The 18968-nt window shown below is 43.1% G+C and carries 18 protein-coding genes; 9 read left to right on the top strand and 9 right to left on the bottom strand.

What is annotated here, in order from left to right:
• Positions 1 to 2: 2 nt before the first annotated feature.
• On the bottom strand, positions 3 to 422 hold the full coding sequence (locus DK846_RS00845) for a hypothetical protein (RefSeq protein ID WP_109967032.1): 420 nt from the start codon (positions 420 to 422) through the stop codon (positions 3 to 5).
• A 215-nt stretch (positions 423 to 637) separates the two neighbouring features.
• Between DK846_RS00845 and DK846_RS00840 the strand changes: the two genes are divergently transcribed.
• From DK846_RS00840 to DK846_RS00825, 4 genes are all read left to right on the top strand, one after another.
• A complete protein-coding gene (locus DK846_RS00840) occupies positions 638 to 2083 on the top strand; it encodes a glycoside hydrolase family 57 protein (RefSeq protein WP_109967031.1) in 1446 nt (481 codons plus the stop codon).
• Between the two features lie 285 nt (positions 2084 to 2368).
• On the top strand, positions 2369 to 3502 hold the full coding sequence (locus DK846_RS00835) for a glycosyltransferase family 4 protein (protein ID WP_109967030.1): 1134 nt from the start codon (positions 2369 to 2371) through the stop codon (positions 3500 to 3502).
• 108 nt (positions 3503 to 3610) lie between these two features.
• Positions 3611 to 5395 (top strand): amylo-alpha-1,6-glucosidase, encoded by a 1785-nt coding sequence (locus tag DK846_RS00830; protein WP_109967029.1) that lies wholly within the window; start codon positions 3611 to 3613, stop codon positions 5393 to 5395.
• Positions 5396 to 5574: 179 nt separating this feature from the next.
• On the top strand, positions 5575 to 6597 hold the full coding sequence (locus tag DK846_RS00825; RefSeq protein WP_109967028.1) for an IPT/TIG domain-containing protein: 1023 nt from the start codon (positions 5575 to 5577) through the stop codon (positions 6595 to 6597).
• Positions 6598 to 6665: 68 nt separating this feature from the next.
• Here DK846_RS00825 and DK846_RS00820 read toward each other — a convergent pair whose 3' ends face one another.
• On the bottom strand, positions 6666 to 7220 hold the full coding sequence (locus DK846_RS00820; RefSeq protein ID WP_109967027.1) for a DUF3795 domain-containing protein: 555 nt from the start codon (positions 7218 to 7220) through the stop codon (positions 6666 to 6668).
• 97 nt (positions 7221 to 7317) lie between these two features.
• A complete protein-coding gene (locus DK846_RS00815; protein ID WP_109967026.1) occupies positions 7318 to 7803 on the bottom strand; it encodes a hypothetical protein in 486 nt (161 codons plus the stop codon).
• Positions 7804 to 7949: 146 nt separating this feature from the next.
• Here DK846_RS00815 and DK846_RS00810 point away from each other — a divergent pair, with 146 nt between their 5' ends.
• Together DK846_RS00810 and DK846_RS00805 are read left to right on the top strand one after the other, a co-directional pair.
• Positions 7950 to 8675, top strand: coding sequence for an ABC transporter ATP-binding protein (locus DK846_RS00810; protein WP_109967025.1), 726 nt, complete (start codon positions 7950 to 7952; stop codon positions 8673 to 8675).
• On the top strand, positions 8668 to 10074 hold the full coding sequence (locus DK846_RS00805) for a hypothetical protein (RefSeq protein ID WP_245926416.1): 1407 nt from the start codon (positions 8668 to 8670) through the stop codon (positions 10072 to 10074). Before DK846_RS00810 ends, DK846_RS00805 begins: the two co-directional genes overlap by 8 nt.
• A 50-nt stretch (positions 10075 to 10124) precedes the next feature.
• Here DK846_RS00805 and DK846_RS00800 read toward each other — a convergent pair whose 3' ends face one another.
• From DK846_RS00800 to DK846_RS00785, 4 genes are all read right to left on the bottom strand, one after another.
• Positions 10125 to 11462: a pyridoxal phosphate-dependent aminotransferase gene (locus DK846_RS00800; RefSeq protein ID WP_146201088.1), complete on the bottom strand. Its 1338-nt coding sequence runs from the start codon at positions 11460 to 11462 to the stop codon at positions 10125 to 10127.
• 123 nt (positions 11463 to 11585) lie between these two features.
• Positions 11586 to 11978: a hypothetical protein gene (locus tag DK846_RS00795; RefSeq protein WP_109967023.1), complete on the bottom strand. Its 393-nt coding sequence runs from the start codon at positions 11976 to 11978 to the stop codon at positions 11586 to 11588.
• Positions 11979 to 12354: 376 nt separating this feature from the next.
• On the bottom strand, positions 12355 to 13101 hold the full coding sequence (locus DK846_RS00790; RefSeq protein WP_109967022.1) for a SagB/ThcOx family dehydrogenase: 747 nt from the start codon (positions 13099 to 13101) through the stop codon (positions 12355 to 12357).
• Positions 13102 to 13255: 154 nt separating this feature from the next.
• Positions 13256 to 13774, bottom strand: a complete 519-nt coding sequence (locus DK846_RS00785) for a hypothetical protein (RefSeq protein WP_109967021.1) — start codon at positions 13772 to 13774, stop codon at positions 13256 to 13258.
• 1141 nt (positions 13775 to 14915) lie between these two features.
• On the opposite strand from DK846_RS00785, the gene DK846_RS00780 reads away from it, so the two are divergent.
• The 3 genes from DK846_RS00780 to DK846_RS17510 all read left to right on the top strand — a co-directional run bounded on the left by DK846_RS00780 (position 14916) and on the right by DK846_RS17510 (position 17144).
• Positions 14916 to 15890, top strand: a complete 975-nt coding sequence (locus DK846_RS00780) for a carboxypeptidase-like regulatory domain-containing protein (protein WP_146201087.1) — start codon at positions 14916 to 14918, stop codon at positions 15888 to 15890.
• Between the two features lie 55 nt (positions 15891 to 15945).
• The gene (locus DK846_RS00775; protein ID WP_109967019.1) at positions 15946 to 16821 is read left to right on the top strand and encodes a class I SAM-dependent methyltransferase; all 876 of its coding nucleotides are present in this window, start codon (positions 15946 to 15948) and stop codon (positions 16819 to 16821) included.
• Between the two features lie 185 nt (positions 16822 to 17006).
• Entirely contained in the window at positions 17007 to 17144 is a 138-nt protein-coding gene (locus DK846_RS17510; RefSeq protein ID WP_181391561.1) for a hypothetical protein, read from the top strand.
• A 202-nt stretch (positions 17145 to 17346) separates the two neighbouring features.
• Here the strand turns inward: DK846_RS17510 and DK846_RS00770 are convergent, their stop codons facing one another.
• On the bottom strand, positions 17347 to 18276 hold the full coding sequence (locus DK846_RS00770) for an MBL fold metallo-hydrolase (protein ID WP_109967018.1): 930 nt from the start codon (positions 18274 to 18276) through the stop codon (positions 17347 to 17349).
• Between the two features lie 9 nt (positions 18277 to 18285).
• The gene (locus DK846_RS00765) at positions 18286 to 18936 is read right to left on the bottom strand and encodes a DUF2284 domain-containing protein (protein WP_109967017.1); all 651 of its coding nucleotides are present in this window, start codon (positions 18934 to 18936) and stop codon (positions 18286 to 18288) included.
• Between the last annotated feature and the right edge of the window lie 32 nt (positions 18937 to 18968).

Here is an 18968-nt window from a genome sequence, read left to right as displayed (position 1 = left end):
AATTATTTATTCGCTTTTTTCTCACACTCAAGAGTATGTTCCATCTCATAATGATGGGTGCCCCTGGAGGGAATCCAGAACAGATGCTCATTTAATTTCTTTTCAATCTCCAGTGTATGACCTGCTAAGGCGAGCTGGAATGAGATGATAAGAAGGAGCATCAAAAGGATATCGCGAAAACTGAGGGTTAAAGACCCCATAAACCGGTAATGGGAAGTGATAAGATATCTGATAAGGTCATCAGCGCCTGCAACCTGACTAGCTGTGATCAGGATAACTACGATCAAAGCTCCCGCTAATGAACAGGTAATAATTGAAGCGATCCATACCTTGAAAAATTTCCAGATTACAGAAAATGCAGTCAAAATAAGAAAGGCAATCAGGACCGGATCTGCCAGGAACTGATATACCCCAAATTCCATCAGATATCATCAACTCTTTTCATAATAAAAGATTTCTGATTCCTTTTCAACCATTCACGATTGTTATCATAGAGAATAGGATTCATCAGGCGGCATCTATAAATATGCAAATGAAACAGTATCAATAGTATGCTCCAATTTCTTTTCAGTCTGAAAATTCCATTTATTGTGCAACTATATAATAACAGTACTTTACCCTGCCAAAGAGGGACAGGATGAAACAATTCTGTCTCGGCTTTGAGGTACATCAGCCTTACCGTCTGAATAAAAAATTTACATATAGACAAGAATCCGATAAGGAGGATCACATCAAACGGTATTTTGATCCTGCCAACAAGGAGATCCTATTGAGGGTTTGCGATAAATGTTATGGTCCTGCTACTTCAATCATCCTTGATCAACTGGATGATGGATTTGCATGTGCATTCTCAATATCAGGAGTTCTGGTCGAACAACTTGAGAGATGGGCACCTGATGTTCTGGACCTGTTTGTTCAGGCTGCACACCACCCACGGGTGGAGATGATTTGCCAAACCTACTATCACAGCATTTCAAGCCTGTTCTGGGAGATGGATGAATTTAGACACCAGGTTTCCATGCACCGGCAGCTTCTCAAGGATGTCTTCGGGGTAACCCCAAAGATCTTTGAGAATACCGAATTTATTCTTGATAACCGGATTGCACAGAATATCAGGGAGATGGGTTTCTCAGCCTGCTTTACAGAAGGAGTCGACCATATTCTGAAATGGAGAAGTCCGAATTACCTGTACCAGTGCCAGGGATTGCCACTCATCATGAGAAATTTCAAACTCTCCGATGACATCGCATTCAGATTCACATGCAGGGACTGGGAAGCATGGCCACTAACTGCAGACAAATATGCAAACTGGGTATCACAGACACCGGGGGACTTTATCCCGGTGTTTATTGATTATGAAACTCTGGGCGAGCACTATTGGGCAGACACGGGAATTCTAGAGTTTTTCAGGCACCTGGGCCCTGAACTCAGAAGATCAGGGGTAGAGATGATCAACCCGTCTGATATTCTCAAATACCCAGTACGGGATGAATTCTCTGTACCTGTTCCGGTCTCATGGGCAGATGCAGAGAAAGACGCAACAGCCTGGATAGAGAACAGGAAGCAGAAGAACGCAGTCAGGGCAATACAGAGGGCACAACGCTTTACATGTGATGAACGGCTCTGGCGGTGTTTACAGATCAGTGATCATTTCTATTACATGTCATGCAAAAATGGATCCTGTGGTGAGGTTCATTCATATTTCAGCCACCAGCCAGAACACCAGGCATTCATCACCTACATGGATGTTGTTGCAGATTACGAGGAACAATGTATTCTCAATGACTCTACAAAAGAAAAGATGTATCCACTCAGATCAATCAATATCGATGACGCCTTCTACTTCTCTAGTCCGGTAGGATTCACCGGGCATGTTGCATTTGATCTCGACCAGTTTGCTGATATGCTCTCCATCGTCCCTGCAGATTCTATAGAATTCCATCGTCAGAACGGGGACTTTACAGCCTGGGTCAGAGATGTTGTCAAGGATGAACCTCTGGCATCTTCTCTTGAGCAGGCCCGAACACGACAGGATCTGATTCAGGCTGCAGAGAACAGATGCGATGAATTGTGGAGAGCCTGAAAACGCATAATATTTTTTAGAACATAATTCTCCGGGTTCAATACCCTGAAATTCATACTTTTTTCTTCATTTTTTTTGGGATATCCCTCTGTTGCATCATAGCATAAGCGGTGAGATATATAACGGATCATCATCAATCCTCTGTATAGGTATCAGGATTTTATCATAAGTCAAAAAATAATACCATAGATTACAATTGACGGCACTCAATCCTCCATACGAGGAGAGGAACACCATTTCAGAAAAATTACGCTGAACAAAAAATAACTCAGGAAGTGTAGAGTAGTGAGTGAAACACGGTTAAAAATTGCAATATTCTGCTGGGAGAGTTTGTACTCTGATCGGGTCGGAGGTTTATCCAATGCTGCAACTTATCTGGCACAATCACTGGCAAAAAAACATGAGGTGCATTTCTTCACCAGGGGGGATCAGGACTTTGAGATGAGTGGTGTCTTCTACCATGTGTGGAGACCATATGGATCCAATGTTGTGGAGTACTGCTCTGATCTCTCGCATGGACTTGTAAACCGGTTCAATCAGTACGATGAAAAACCATTTGATATCCTGCATTTTCATGACTGGCACGTTGTCGAAGCAATGCATCTTCTCAGCCATCGCAGGACTATTTTCACATACCATTCAACCGAGTTTGGAAGAAACGGGGGAGTACATGGAGACTGGTGGGAGTACCATGAGATCTGTGGAAAAGAGTGGTACGCCGGGCAGATAGCAAAACGTTGTGTTGCGGTTTCGGGTCAGCTCAAACAGGAAGTGATCGATCTCTACAAAGTAGATCCTGGAAATATAAGGGTAATTCCAAACGGAGTAGTAAAAGAGCAGTTTGACGTAAGTATCGATCAGGGAGCCATAAAAAAGACATATGGAATCCATTATCTTGCTCCTCTTGTCCTCTTTGTTGGCAGAATGGTATACCAGAAGGGACCAGATATTCTTGTTGATGCGATTCCCATGATCTTAAACCGCTTCTGGAATGCACAATTCATTCTCGCCGGAAGCGGCGGAATGAAAGACTGGCTGATAAACAGGACACAGGGAATGCCTGTGCAGTTTCCCGGGTTTATCACCGATTCAGAGTACGTCAGGCTTTTGCATGCAAGCGATATTGTTGTAATTCCAAGCAGGAATGAACCATTTGGGATTGTTCTCCTGGAAGCCTGGAGCGCAAACAGACCGGTTGTGGTAACCAGGGTCGGCGGACTGGCAGAAAACGTTGAACATGAAGTCACCGGGCTTGTTGTAGATCCAACTGCAGATGGAATTGCATGGGGAGTGAATCACTACCTGGAGAACCAGAATGAGCGAACAAGACTCGGAAGGGGAGGATATAACCAGGTAGACAGGCGATTCTTCTGGGACTCGATCGCTGAGCAGATCATGAACGTCTATAATGAGACATGATTGCAGAGATGGCCTGATCCAAGCCTGATTTCCCATAACCACCTTTAACATATAAACAATGTACTTAAAGATCCAATACTATACCAGCATCATGCTTGCAGTTACCGGGTGATATTACTGAATCCTGATCAAAATCTGAAGAATGTTCCAACCAATATCAGGTATGGGCGTGAACTGAGAATTCCTGAAATTTCAGGGATTCGTGAGTTCCTGATGACAGATGGCGAGGTATATTGTTCTTCATCATTTGCTGGAAATACAAGGCGATATCATGGGCTCCTAGTACAAAAAGGAATGATACTGGTCAGTTCACTTCATGACGAAGCAAATGGGATCAGGCTCTCACCAGGATACTGGGGCGATACCTTTGTTGAAGGAGGACTCCCCTGGACACTTGGTGCATCATTATACCCTGTAATCCAGGAGTTTGCAATTCCGGGAGTCAGGATTCGCAGATCCTTCATCCTGGATAGAGTCCTTACGATCAGGTATGAAATAACCGGGACCGCATCACTAATGATCAGGCCTCTTATGACCAGCCGGGCTGTGGAAGATCTTTCAGGAAACCCGGACCTTAATGCCGAAATTATTGAGGGAACGCGAATATTAAACGGATGTACAGTAAGGTCTGATCTCAGGTTCACGGAAGAGAAACAGAAGTATCTGAATGCCAGGTATCCTCGTGAAGAAGAGCGGGGTTATGATTCAGTTGAAAACCTTGTCTCACCAGGATACTTTTCCGGGATTGTCACAAACGGAACGGTTGAGATTCGGTTTGCTCCTCCTGGTGCCGGACCAGAACTGAACCATGAATCAGAGCCACATATATTTCAGGATATCATTGACCATGCATCCCGGTTGTGTATAAAGGGAACTGAGATCCTTGCCGGTTACCACTGGTTTACCGAGACCTGGGGTCGTGACACTTTTATCAGTCTCCCAGGACTATTGCTTGAGACCGGCCGGTATAGGGAAGCAGAAGATATATTCAGATGGCATCTTGCACATCAAAAAAGCGGTCTGATATTGAATCGTTATCCTGATTCATATACTTCTTCAGATGCAACACTCTGGTTCTTCTGGGCTCTTTTTCACTATATACAAAAACTTCCCGGCTCCCCCTTTGTTGCAACCATCAGGCATGAACTCGAAGAACTCCTCAGCGAGTACACCCAAAGCGGGGTGGCTTTGCTGGAAGGGAACCTGATAAAAGTCACTGGAGGATCCACCTGGATGGATACTCCCGCCACTCCACGAGACGGAATGCCGGTCGAGATCAATGCCCTCTGGATTCTTGCCCTTGAACTCATGGAGTACCTGAAATTCTCAACCCCCGTGAGTTCACAGGATGCCCACAAAGAGTTTCAACATTTCTGGAACCCTGATACCGGTTGTTTGTATGACAGGCTTATGCCTGATGACCCTACAATCAGATCAAACCAGATTATTGCACTTGCATTTGGGTTAATCCCGTTTGATGACGGACATCGTGCCTTGGGAGTAATAGGAAAAGAACTTCTTACACCTTATGGACTTAGATCTGTATCTCCTTCTTCAGCAGGATACCATGGCAGGTATGCAGGTGATATCTCGTATCATAACGGGATGGTCTGGCCATGGCAGACCGGTCTATACATTGACGCACTTATTCAATACGGAACAGACCATGAAAAAGTTCAGTCAATGATTACCCCGTTATGGGAATATTTCCTGACCGACGGAGCGGGAATGATTCCTGAAATGTTTAATGGAGATGCTCCACACGAGCCGGCCGGAACAATCTGCCAGGCATGGAGTATTGCGGAACTTATCAGGGCGAGAAATGCAATAATCAGATGGACCGGGAAGACAGTACCAGAAAAAATTGATACAGATAATTACCTGTTTGCATGAATGGATTGATGGGATTAATAATACATTACCGAATTTTCCGATCCCAGGTTCACAATCCAGGCCATAGATATATATCCACACACAGATAAAAGGTGAATTTACTGATGATCAGATGTTCCTGCCGCTGTCTGCTGGCGATTTTTCTCATTTTAATATCTTGTACTATACAGGGATTTGCAATGGCAGAAACTAATGTGGGCGGATATGGCAATTATTCTCTTTCTGCAGATCAATGTGATCCTTCGATAAGCAACACAACTGTTTCTTCATCAGCATCCTGGCCTTCCCCGGTTCTTCTTTCTATGTACCCGGACTCAGTGCTCGCTGGAGGGAATTCCTTTACTCTCACTGTTGATGGCAATAACTTTCTTCCAGAGAGCAATGTGCTCTGGGATATTCAGAACAGAACAGGATCATATCTCTCCTCACACCAAATGACAGCCATTATCACAGCATCTGATATTGCTACACCAGGTCAGCATTATGTGAGAGTACAGAACCCGGGTGTTTGCGGTGGAGACTCCAATCTAGGAATATTTGCAGTGACTGACAACGGACAGTCTTTCCCATTGTATACAAAACCCCTGAATGTCTATCTCCTCAAAGCAGGAACAGGAAAGGGAACTGTACTAGTTAGATCTCTATCCGGAGGTCTCTCAACATTCAACATGACCCTTTATTCAGATTCGTCTGCTCCATTCTCGTTCTTTATCCTGTCATTGCCATCGTGGGTAACAGATCCCAGAATAACAGTTCTTGATGACCATCAGATCCAGGTTACCGGAAGCGATGGGAATAATATGGTAAACACAGTATCAACGGATGTGTCCCTCGCGAACCTCTCATTCATCGGTGGTGAAAATGGTACCGGGTTCCTGCATTGTATCCTGAACTCGGCAACTGCTGATGATGGCACCATGTATGGAAGCGGATACACAGCCTTTCCGGTCCAGGTAAAAACCCTTCTTCCTTTTAATTCAACATCAGGTCAGACATATCCTCTCCCCCGCGATATAAACAGTGACAGTTTGTATGAAGATATTAATGGGAATGGAAGATCTGATTTCAATGATATTGTGACTTTTTTCAACCAGATAAATAAAGTAAATTCAGACCAACCATGGTGGGTTTTTGATTTTGACCAGAATGGGTACATTAATCTCCACGATGTTGTGACATTATTTCAGATGAACCTGCAGTAATCCTGATGGACTCCACTAATCCTATCTGAAACCAGCTTTACCATTAGAATAACTATCACAATGGTTCTTTACTTTCTCAACTTCAGATAATATCCACGCTGCTCACTGGTTTTATTGATAATATCACGAAGTACCCGGGCTTTGCTTTTCTTATCCATACCACCGGATTCCTTTTTCGCCCGTTCCATGATATCTTCCAATTCATGTATCTCAAGAATGGTTGCTGCAATGCAATAGAAACTCTTTGAACGCCCATCATTGAACTCATCCAGCATTCTGGTAAGAAGATCTCCCCTTGATTTTTGTATTTTCTCAAAAGTATCGATCCCATTCTTCCTGATGAAGGCAATATCATGCTCAAGGTTCTGGTAACACTTAAACGAATCAGCTTTTTTCCCTGCTTCCCGGTGATTTTTCCATTTTTCACAGGATTCATGCTCATCGCAATCCCAACAGAACTCGATTCCTTTCTTCTTTATGGCACAAGTGATGAAAGGACAACCAACACACATCCGGGTTTCGGTTTTACATCCCCCACATCGACTATGACCCTCAGTATAATACTGGGGACAGAGCCGGCAGGATAGTCCACAAATACCGACTTCAGGATATTGAATTTTCATATTATTCTATCCTCAATAAAAACGAAAACAAATCAAATCAAATCAAGGTGACTCCATGACCACCATACAGGCAAAAAAAGGTATCCCGCCATGACGGTTATACTTCAGCAGAGAGGAGGTGAATATCCCCGCCTGTAACGGAAAATGGCAAAGCCGCTTTATTCTTTGATACAAAGGTAAGCCGGTTTGTAATATCAGATGGGATCTTATCAGAAGAGACTGTAACGTTTAACTTTACTACAGGGTATCCTGACTTCCCGGCTTGATCTGCAGAAGAGTACTTCTCATCAAGGCTGGTTCCCTCCAGTTTCAGAAGTGTTTTCTCAGTATTTGTATCCAGGACTTCAATTTTTATCAGATCAAGATCATCATCAGCAAACCGGGAGGTATTGATGGCATACGAGATGACCGTTCCTGCTTCAGTCTTTTGCATCTGTGGTGACTCGAAAACCGAGATCGTAACAATCGGCTTTTTTTCCAGGACCGGGGTAATACGGGGAGTTGTTGCAACCATAAGCCCTGCAATCACAATCGCAATAATAACAATCCCAAATCCGATATAGTATACATTTTTCTTTTTCATACCCTACACTGCCTTATCTTCCAGATCTTCTCTTTATTGAGAGAGCATCAAGATAATGGTTTAATATATACACACCAGACACGGCTATTACCATGAACCGCTATCACATATTACCAGCCTAGAGGCAAACATCAGGATTCACAGATATGACACCCATCATTCAAACCACCAACCTGAAGAAAACCTACGGAGACGTGACTGCAGTGAACAGCATCACCCTCTCGGTTGAAAAAGGAGCACTTTTCGGATTGCTCGGGCCTAATGGATCAGGAAAGACTACCATGATCAAGATGCTGACCGGACAGATAAGACAAACCAGCGGCTCGGCTCTGGTACTTGGCCGGGAAGTTGCAGCAGAACCAATATGGGTGAGGCAGCAGGTAGGAATACTCCCTGAACAGGAGACGCCACCCAGTTTCCTGACCGCATTAGAGTACCTTGACCTGGTGGGATCAATCAGAAATCTGCCAGATATCACGAGCAGGGCGGACTGGTGGTTTGACTTTCTGGACTTTGCTGACAAAAAGAACGTCCTCTGCAAGGATCTTTCACGTGGAACACGGCAGAAACTCATGCTTGCCCAGGCATTTATTCATCAACCAGAACTCGCATTTATTGATGAACCACTCATCAACTTTGATCCAGTCATGCAGAGGGTAGTCAAAGATTTCTTTGTAGAATATGTCAAGACTGGCAATACATTATTTATCTCCACTCATATCCTCTCAATAGCCGAGGAGATCTGCTCCGGATTTGCCATCCTCCACAAAGGGAACCTTCTCAAAACCGGCTCACCGCAGGAACTTTCAGAAGAAGGGATCAGTCTTGATGATTACTTTTTACGTCTGGTTGGAAGGAACAAAGATGCGTAAACTCCTCTGGTTGATGCTGAAGGAAGAATGGAGGCTTCATTCCACCATGTTCGGGAGCCTGAGTTTTGCTCTCTTTCCAATCATGGTAGGCGGTATCGCATTCATGGGATCGTTCCTGCTTCCATTCATCAGGAAAACACTCCCACCAGGAAATTTATCACTGATCCTACACTCAAATTACCTGCTTCTCGGATTCATGGTAGGGGCCTTTGGCCTTCTTGGCAACGAGGCGATGAATCGGAGGTTTGGACAGGCAAGTCTGATAGCCTATTCAGCCAGGACTCTTCCGGTGTCTGACCGGGCGATCTTTGCGACTTTTGTGCTTAAGGATCTCCTGTATTACTTCGTGCTCTGGGTGTTCCCATTTTCACTCGGTTTTCTCCTTGCATCTCCATTCATCGGTATCCCGCTGGATCTCCCCCTCCTGCTGAGCCTGACCCTGATAATATCCTTTCTTTCAGGTCTCTCTTTGGTGTTCTTTCTTTCGTCATTGTACAGTAGAAGCCATAAAGGACTACTCATAATCATTGGTATTTTGATCCTTGGACTTGCAGGATACAGCATCGCGACAGGGGACAATCCGGCAAAACTTTTTCCACCCATTATTTTGTTTCAGGATTTCTCGCTTTCACTTCTGGTCGAGAGCCTCATAGGAATTGGTATCTTTTCCACAGCTGGTATCCTGCTGTTCACACCAGAAAACATCGGTGCCTCCAGGCAGTACAAAGATCAGATCATCTCTCTATCCCGATTATTATCCAGGTTCCCAACACCTGCCCTCTCTGCAAAAGACCTGATTGACCTGTATAGGAGCGGAAGTGCCATCGGGCAGACACTCTTCTCATTTCTTATTCCTCTTCTTGTAATCTGGTTTTTTCTTTCACTGACCAACGATTATCTGCCTAAGAGGAATGTACTCTTCCTCTATGCCATGACCACCGGGATCATAGCCTCGACAATGTACACCTGGATAACAGCATTCGATTCCTATGCTGCATACACCTGCCTGCCAGTGAGTGTGAAAACGGTTATCATCAGTAAGATTGCCAGTTTTTCAGTACTCCAGGTTGTCCCAGCAGTATTCCTCGCAATCATCTGCACAATTTCAGGACAGGCTATCTACACAGTTCCGGTTATAGTGCTTGCCCTTTCAACATCGTACTTCACACTCGGATTAACAATTTGGCTTGCAGGGCTTTCGCCAAATGTCCTCGTCTATGATGTGAAAGTTATGGCAAGATACTTCACCATCATCGGTATCGTTACCACGATCTTCAGTTCGATTGCTTTTGCAAATCCATGGGCATCGTTATCATCAATAATTTTAGCTGTTCCGGCCTGGTATCTTATACAGATAGGATGTAGAAAATGGGAGGAGCACGAGCAGCCGATGTATTAGGGTGCAACGGAACAGGTTTTTACATTTGACCGAGCATAAAAAATTTTTATTTAATCAATTTTTTTCTCGAACTTGAAATTTCCTGATCTGATATCACTGATCCATCGACTAAACATCTCCATTCCGGCTGCCATTCGTGCTCCGTGCTTCATGAAAAACGCCTCTTCTTCAGAAGAAGTTTGAGGAGGAGAAGAGTGGTATGACTCCAGTGCTGCCGTGCCATCATAATCAGTTGCTGAGAACCGGATGTAAAAATCATCGTACCCTGCCATCATCGCTTCACCGGTCACTGTAGCGATATGGTATGGATGCTGTATCATCGCAGGGGCAAGATCATTCGAGTACTGGACACCAGCTGCCCTGATTGCGGCTATCATACTATTGAGATCAGCCATAAATGAAAAACCACCTTCAGGAATGATCGTTCTGACTCCCTCTATTGCTGCACATCGGGTAGCGAGTTGCGTAGTCATTATACGATGAACTTCCCGTGTGTCATGCAGATACGTATCCATCGCAGTATTTGGAAGATAGGCAGGTATGGCAGCCTGCTGCACTGGTGTCACTGCTGCTGTGTACACGGTTGCAAGAATTTTGATGAACTCATTTTTTAGGATCTGATCAGATCCCTCAGGCAGAATACACGTACCGATACGAAGCCCGCCTGCTGATCGATCCATCGAAAGTCCATTCAAAACAAATGTCCCTTCCGGATAAACTGTACCCATGCTGATAAACTTTGACAGGTCATAGGTGAGAAGGCTGTATGCCTCATTTGCGAGGACGAGTGTGTTATACTCACGACAAATAGATGCAATCTCCCGGAGATCGCTCTCTGTGTAGAGGTTCCCGGTCGGATATCCGGGATTGTTCAGGATTAAAAGATGCTGCGATTTAACAAGTCCTTTCAACATGGCAGCGAGTTGTGGCGGACGAATCTTGTATTGTGACGGAAAATGATCATATAACCGGTAATAGGGTTTATTTAAGATTCTCAGTTGCGGCAGGTATCCAAGCCACCCGGGTGAAGGAACAATAACTGAACCAGCAATAATGGTGAAAATCGGAAGAACCAAGCCTTTGACCCCGTGGCCAATAATAACCCGGTCAGGATCTGCAGAGATATTATAATTTCTTGCATAAAATCCACTTACCGCTTCCCTGAGCTCCGGCAGTCCGGCTGGGTCAGCAAGGGTTCCAGGACATGACTTTCCAGATATCTCTATTCTGATATCATCAGGAATTGGAAACGGAGATTCTGCTTTCCCAAACGAAAAAACAGAATCACAACATGCAGATGCCTGGCACGTTTTCTTCTGTTCAGATACCAGTTGGCTGAACCGTATGGTATCAGGCTGCTGAATTCGGTCCACCCGTGCATCAATCATAATCCCGGCCACTCTCTTACCACCTTGGTGAGAATATCGGAGGAGATTACATATATCTTTTGGTGAGATTTCAGAACAAGACCTGCAACACTGAAAGATATGACAAAAAAGATATGGGAAATCTTATTCAGTAACCCGGGATTCCTTAACCATTGACCTTACACGTTCAATGATTTCAAGTCTTCCACGATATTCTCCTTCGATCTGTTCTTCAATCTGATCAAGGATACTGTCAACAGTCCGGGAGAGGGTATAAACTTTTACAGGCCGCCCTTTTTTTTCCGTTATGAGACTTGTTACCTGTGCCCACTTTCGTTCAATCAACTGATTAATAGCGATACTGACTTCTGGTTGCCTGAGATCTACAATCCGTTCAATCTCCCTTGAAGTGAGATCATATCCCTTGAATAGTACAACCAGGACCCGTGCCTCATTGTTTTTCAACCCCACATCGGTTAAAATCTTAGAAATTTCCAGATCATTCTCTGAAAACTGTAAACTAATATTCAGATCCATCCATACCCCCTGATATAACCATAATTTTTATGTCGTTATTATTATATCGGAACCACAATCTACTCCAAGATATAAAAGTATCTGAAATATCATAGTAATATGAGATATCATGAGCCATTGAATATCGTTTCTGTAAAATTCAGCGGATTATCTTTTTTTGAACGTCATTGCAGGCGATAAAGATCTGAAGTTGCGAATTTTTTTCTTGATCGCCTCTATAAACCTGAATTTACGCTCAAAAACCGTATCTCAACTATGGACGCTTCTCTCCCTTTAGCGCGGGATATAATTCAGTAGTAGTAGAGATATGGATGACTTACCTATTCAGGGGATAAAAATGCTGGAATACAAAAAAAGGGATAATTCAAACTTAGGGTTACTTTCCAAAAGCGATTCCATAGAGAACCGGGTGATCCGAATCAAGACCCAGTACATTTCCAACGTTCTCATAATTAAACCCTGCAAGTGGAACACCTGAAAGATCCAGGGATGTGAGTTCAAGCAGAATATTCTGTGCTATATGACCAGCTTCCAGATACATGCTCTGATTCGCCATATCGGTGTCAAATTTCTGGTATGGAGAATAATTACCACTCATTATGATACAAGCCGCACTGGAGGTTACACTTTTTTGTCCCAGGGCCTCTATCAGATTCTGTTCTCCCGTTTTATCCAATTCTCTGATTAACTGATGACCAGATACGTGGTAAGTATATACACCGGTTGGAACATCATCTCCCCGATTGACAGCAACATGAAGTGTTATCGGGTAAATTTGCTGTCCAGATGGTGCAGTGCGCTTCCCACTGTTTCCATCGGTGATCCCCTGGGCAGCCCAGAGAAGATTTGATAGTTCCTGTGCCGATATCGAGATATTCTGGTATTCCCTGACTGACCGGCGATTTTGAAGGACTTCATCAAGCGTGGCTGACTTTGAGTGATCAGGAGATGGGAGAGAAAAAACGTTCGTATCTCCTTGTACACCAGAGATATCAGGAATCTTAAAAGTCTGCTGTGAAATTAAAGGAATATCTTGAGCAAAGACAGCGGCTTGAATAATGCACAGAATAATTAATCCAAAAAATATTCCACATATCTGAAACATTATCTGTTTTTGCGTCATCACACATCACAAGTTATACTGTAACAAAATAGTCATCTCAAATGACTTGTAGCGAGATAAAAAGAATACAAGCAGATCGCTCAACATTGCATTCATTTCGAAGAAATAGAATAGAAGATACTTAAGTAAGAAATTAATAAAAAAAAGGGAAAAATTACTGCTTCTTTACAGTTGAGTTAAGTGATGCAGTTACATTAGCGGCAGCAGTTGTATTTGTTGCCTTGGTTGCAGTTGCGTTGATTGCCGTTGCATTGGTGGTTGTTGGCTTTGCTTCGGTAGTGTTTGCCTTTACAGTTGCTACTGGAGCGGTGGTTGGCTTTGCCTCAGTGGTGTTTGCCTTTACTGTTGCTGCCGGAGTTGCATTTGCCTTTGCTTCAGTGGTATTTGCCTTTACTGTTGCTGCCGGAGTTGCATTTGCCTTTGCTTCAGTGGTATTTGCCTTTACTGTTGCTGCCGGAGTTGCATTTGCCTTTGCTTCAGTTGTGTTTGCCTTCACGGTTGCTACCGGGGCAGGGGTGGCCTGGATGTTTACATTCAGTTGCTTGATTGCTGGAAAGGAAACATTTGCCGCGGGAATAGTTTTGAAGGTAGGAGTCATCTTGGTGACATCAATCCCAGAGGAGCCCGTTGAATTTGCAGACGATTCTGCAAGACCCATAGGGATCACAGCCATAAATAGAGACATCACTAGTACTACCCTGATTAAGCGTTCCATATTCTTTAATCGAGATATACTGTAATAATAATAACGGCTTGACTTAATATCTAGCGAATATTTTCCCGATTTGATTGCCTTTTTTATGAGATGGTAATAGTAAGCCGACATAACCCCTATGATCACGATATCAGAAGGAATGATCCCATACTGAAAAAGAAACTACTGTTGTTTCAAGAAATTTTGGAAACCAGACGACAGATTACTTCACGCAGTTAAAGAATTCAGGCGAGTATAATATATCCAAGATTTTCTCACACTCGAATAATAGTAATAATATAAATATAATATGGAAAATAAATCACAGTTACATCATCATCTCATGCTTAAGAACCATAACAACATTAGATGCATGTCAGGAAATTTTTCCTCTTCGACGCGGATTAAATCCGTCTTACCCAGTCTTCAAGGTCACATACCGGGCCCCATTGATTTATAGGGGTTTTTTGAGCTAGGAAAGAATCTTTTACAGACCGGCCATCAAGAAATCAAAGAGTTAGTTGGCATTGCGGTCGATAATATTCAGTATTCCGGCAGTGAGTTTTGGCCATTTCCTGACTCATCGAGGGTTAGTTTTATTACAGATTATACAGGAGGGGAAATCACAGTTGATATTAATAAGATCATAGAGATTAAATGGTTTATTCGTGATTTCACGCCCTCCAACCTCCAAAGATAAGTATATTTCAATCATTGATGCAGGATGTATCAGAAGTGAAATCTCGGTCTGTAAATGGCAGACAAAACCCAAGATCTATTCGGACACGAAATCCCACGGAGAATAGTAATGAAAGAAATGAAAAACTAGATACAAAATGACGAGTGTATTGAAATTTCTTCAGGTCCTTGAGCAATTATAACTTATATCCTCTTATCGCTCAAATTTATGACACCCACAAGATAAAACTTTAGTAAATCCATATAAATAAAAAGATGATAATATATAGTTAAAATTCCAATATTTCAAAGAAATTCTTGAGATGACCTACTATTTCTAAAAAATTATTACTTTCAGGACCAAATACTGAGTTATAATTTTTGAGTAATTAAATATAGAATGAATAAACAACTATTTCTCCTTTCCTTGAAAGTATTTCATATGGTATCAAATCGTTACAAGTTTCTCAAAAAAATGTCTCTTATTAGTATCGTATCTGTTGTTGTACTGCTTCTAATCGGTATACCGGTTTCAGCGTCTCTTGATGACGATGAAGATTATCCAATTGAAGCATACGCAAACCCAAATAACCCGTATGGCTGGGGAAATGCCCCACCATATTTAGCTGAAGTCTCTTCCACACTGACAATTGAACCGCTTAATACCCGCAGTCCGTCTTCTTCCATCACTTCAAAGCCGATCCTGGGTAAGGTTCAGGTAACAATTTCTCCATTCTCTGTGTCAATGGGAGATAAAACACTACACGAGATTGTAGGGTATGTCAGTGGAACCACTACAGGGGTAACTTTCACCATCGCTGGAAAAAAAGATTCTGATTCTGAATTTTCCGATATTACTCAGATAATACCTGATGAAAAGGGACTATTTGTCTGGGCAGTACCAAGTTCCCAAAGTAGCACAGATCTCTTTAGGGTGTCTGCACGGTCTGGAAGTCTGGAAGCAACCTCAAATGCAATCAGGTTCACAGATGAGAATAACCAAATAACTGCTGATCCTATTGTCACTCCGGTTAAAAAATCATCTGCCATAATTAAACCTGCTCCTTCCACAGATCAGACGATAATCCCAATTTCAGGCAATCAGGAAGAGTATGGTCTGTCTCATCTCACCATCAGTGCGAGCACAACAACCCCGGCAGTCGGTGAGACCGTAACAGTTACCGGCAAACTTATTGATCAGAATGGGAAGGGGATCAGCGGAGCTACAGTGACCATGGATGAAACCGGGTACTCAGGTGAGGATCCATTAACAACGACCCAGACTAGTTCTGATGGAAGTTTTAAATTTACCGTCGGGGTTTCCTATGCATATACCGTAGGAATGCAGGCCCATTATGATGGTGACAAAACACATTCTTCAGCAGATAGCAATACTATCATGTTTTCTGCCCATTAATTTCCTTTTTTTTTACCAGAGTAAACATTCGAGACAAACGTGCGGATAGATAAACATGAGTTCAGTGCGTCCAGAAACCTTTTCTGAATCTAAAACCGGGAAAGAGGAGATTGAATCCACCTTCAAATGGCAGATGAGTACCGATGGTCCTGAAACATATGAGGAGTGTATAGTTTCAACATGGATGGATGACTGGGCACTGAACCTTATCGAAGCTGGACATATTGGCCCAAATCAACGAGTTTTAGATGTTGCTTGTGGCACTGGTATCATGGCACGAAGAGCAGCAGCATTAGTAGGGCCGGAAGGAAGGTTTGCGTCCGTAGATCTCAACGAAGGAATGCTCCGGGTGGCCTGCAGGTGTGCTGAACAAACAGGTGTAACAGGTATTGAGTGGTATCACTGTGATGTAACACAGATGCCTTTTTCAAATGGGGAATTTGACATCGTTCTATGCCAGCAGGGACTTCAGTTTTTCCCTGACAAATTAGGAGCTCTTCAGGAGATAAAACGAGTTCTTGTGCCACATGGGACCCTGGCACTCAGTGTATGGGGCCGCCCTGAAAACAGCCCGCACGTGATGGTCATTTGTGATGTTTTCACAGAATTTTTTGGCCCGGATTCAACACAGATGTTCCAGGTGGCATGTTGTCTTTCCAGTCATGATCTGCTCAACGATCTGCTCCGGGAGGCTGGTTTTTCAAACATTTCCATAAAAACAGAGGTGAAAGTCGCCCACCATCCCTCATTCGCACGATTCCTTCCTGCATATTTCTCCATTTTTCCTGTCGCCTCCCTTATTTCAGAACTTACTGATGAGGAACGAAACCGGATGTTTCATTGCATAGAAAGGAGACTTGCGCCATGGATTGAAAAGGGTGCTCTTGCAATCCCTACAGAAAATAATATCCTGACAGCGGAAAATGGGTAATTCCTATTTTCAATACTGTAATGCTTCATCATTAGAACTGAATGCCTAACATTATTTGATAAAAATATACTGGATACACATGTGCCATTCTGTGGGTTTAGTAATATTTCCACCACCAGCACACAGAGACATTATAAGAAGGAAAAAACTAATAGAACTCGCCAGATATAGAGCGATGTGACAGTATGCCAACAAGTAAGAAACAGCTGGGAAAGCTGAACAGAGCGAAGAAGGTCAAGGCAGAAGAACTCTCAAAGCAGGTGGCTGCAGGAAGCGAAGCAGCCAAGAAGAAACTCAAGAAACTAGAGAAAAAAATCAAGTAAGACCTTCATTCTCTAAATCTCTTTTTTGTTTGATACCTGTAAAGATCCCAGCATCGGTTAATGGATACATAATCGCAACACAGAGATGCTAAAGTTGAAACAAAACCGATCTCGCAAGGTTGACCCGGTTAAGGGAGATAAAGGAGACGTGTTTACGGTGGTTTGCAGGCTTTAAATCCATTTATAAAAAAAGTTCTTGAAATCAGAATATATACGTGGTTCCGACAGTATTCAGAATACATTTTCCGGGGATATTTTCTGAAAAACTATTGATAGCATTCCACCCGGTGCAGTGCATTGGAACGATAAAATCAGGATTGATCTCTTTCATTGCAGTGATTGTAGGCATAATCCGGGATTCAAATGCAGGACCGGTAAGATGAAATCCACCTAGAACAGCATGAACATGCGATGACCCGGTTATTTTTTGTGAATATTGAACAGTATTGATGATTCCTGCATGAGCACATCCGCTCAGAATAATTAGACCTTTATTTCTGACATGGAACACCAGTGCCTGGTCATCCAGTATTGGATCTGGCACCCATGTTTCATTCATATACATTTCCATTCCTGGCATCCCGGTCTCAAACGAGATTTTACGATCTACCTCTCCAGTCACAAGCAAACAACCTTTACCCAGAAGTGAGGGTTCACTGGATAGACAGATCTTTGCCCCGGATTCAGTGAGAGTTTTCTGATCGACCTGTGGCAGATCAACCGGCCCTCTTACCGGATTGTTGAGTCTTCGCCTGAGCAATGCATCAGGATGGAGAATGAGCGGCATATTCCCCTCAACATTTGAAAAAAACTCGTAAAGACCCCCGATGTGATCGAAGTGGCCATGGCTAAGAACCACAGCCTCAATATCTGATAATGAGATCCCAAGGAAACCTGCATTCCAAAGCATACATCTGCGTGAAAGTCCGGCATCCAGCAGAATCGTATGCTTTTCCCCTCCGTCAATCACCTGGATTAAGCAGGAAAAACCATGTTCTGCCAGAAGTTCACGAGAAGGATCAAAAGGCAGCCGATGATCTATGGGTGTGGACGATGGTACAAAGATGTCAATGTAGTTATCAACTAACACCGTAATCTCGATCTTGTCTGCTGATTTTAAATTTAAAGCCATAATTATCCCTCAGTCTATCAAAAGCAATGCTCTCAATTCGGGATGGCCCTGTACCGGGAATTTTATGGGCATACCTGCTTTTTCCGCTGTTTTTATCATATTTACCCCCAAAGCATGCTCAGGAATTCGTGCCTGTGTCGGATGAATACAGATTCCTTCTTTAATATTACAGGTTTTACATAGCCTGCATGAGCCGTTTATGAGCGCCAGAGCAAGGGCATTTCCTGCATTAAAAGCAGTCCGTTCCAGTTCAAGCATTACCGGAGCAAAAGATCCTGTTCCATTGAAATGATCAGTCCAGAACTGGGTTGCTTTCTCTTTTTTATCTGCCGGGGCTTTCGGATCAAGCCAGTACCGGTATATCGAACAGATTACATCCTCATCAGCATGTGCCGGTGAAATAAACCCTACAAGGAGGGCATATGTATATTCAGATAATATTTTTCTAAATTCTTCAGGAGTTGGAACATATGGAGGACAGGTAAGTTTCTTACCATATCCAATACAGCCAGTCCGACATTTGAGTGCAACTCTATTCTCAACGACTATATCAGATGTAAGGATTACCTTTGCTTCTGAAGCACCAAGAGAGCGGGCTTTTTCGATAAGATATTGAAATTCATGAGAAATATCTGAAGTAATAGAATTAGTACCAGTCATCAAATATATATTTGACACTATTCTACTAAAAT

The organism is Methanospirillum lacunae, from assembly GCF_003173355.1.
Taxonomy (GTDB): Archaea; Halobacteriota; Methanomicrobia; order Methanomicrobiales; family Methanospirillaceae; genus Methanospirillum; species Methanospirillum lacunae.
The sequence above is the reverse complement of the archived record's forward strand: the minus strand, read 5'-3'. Positions and strand labels throughout refer to the sequence as shown.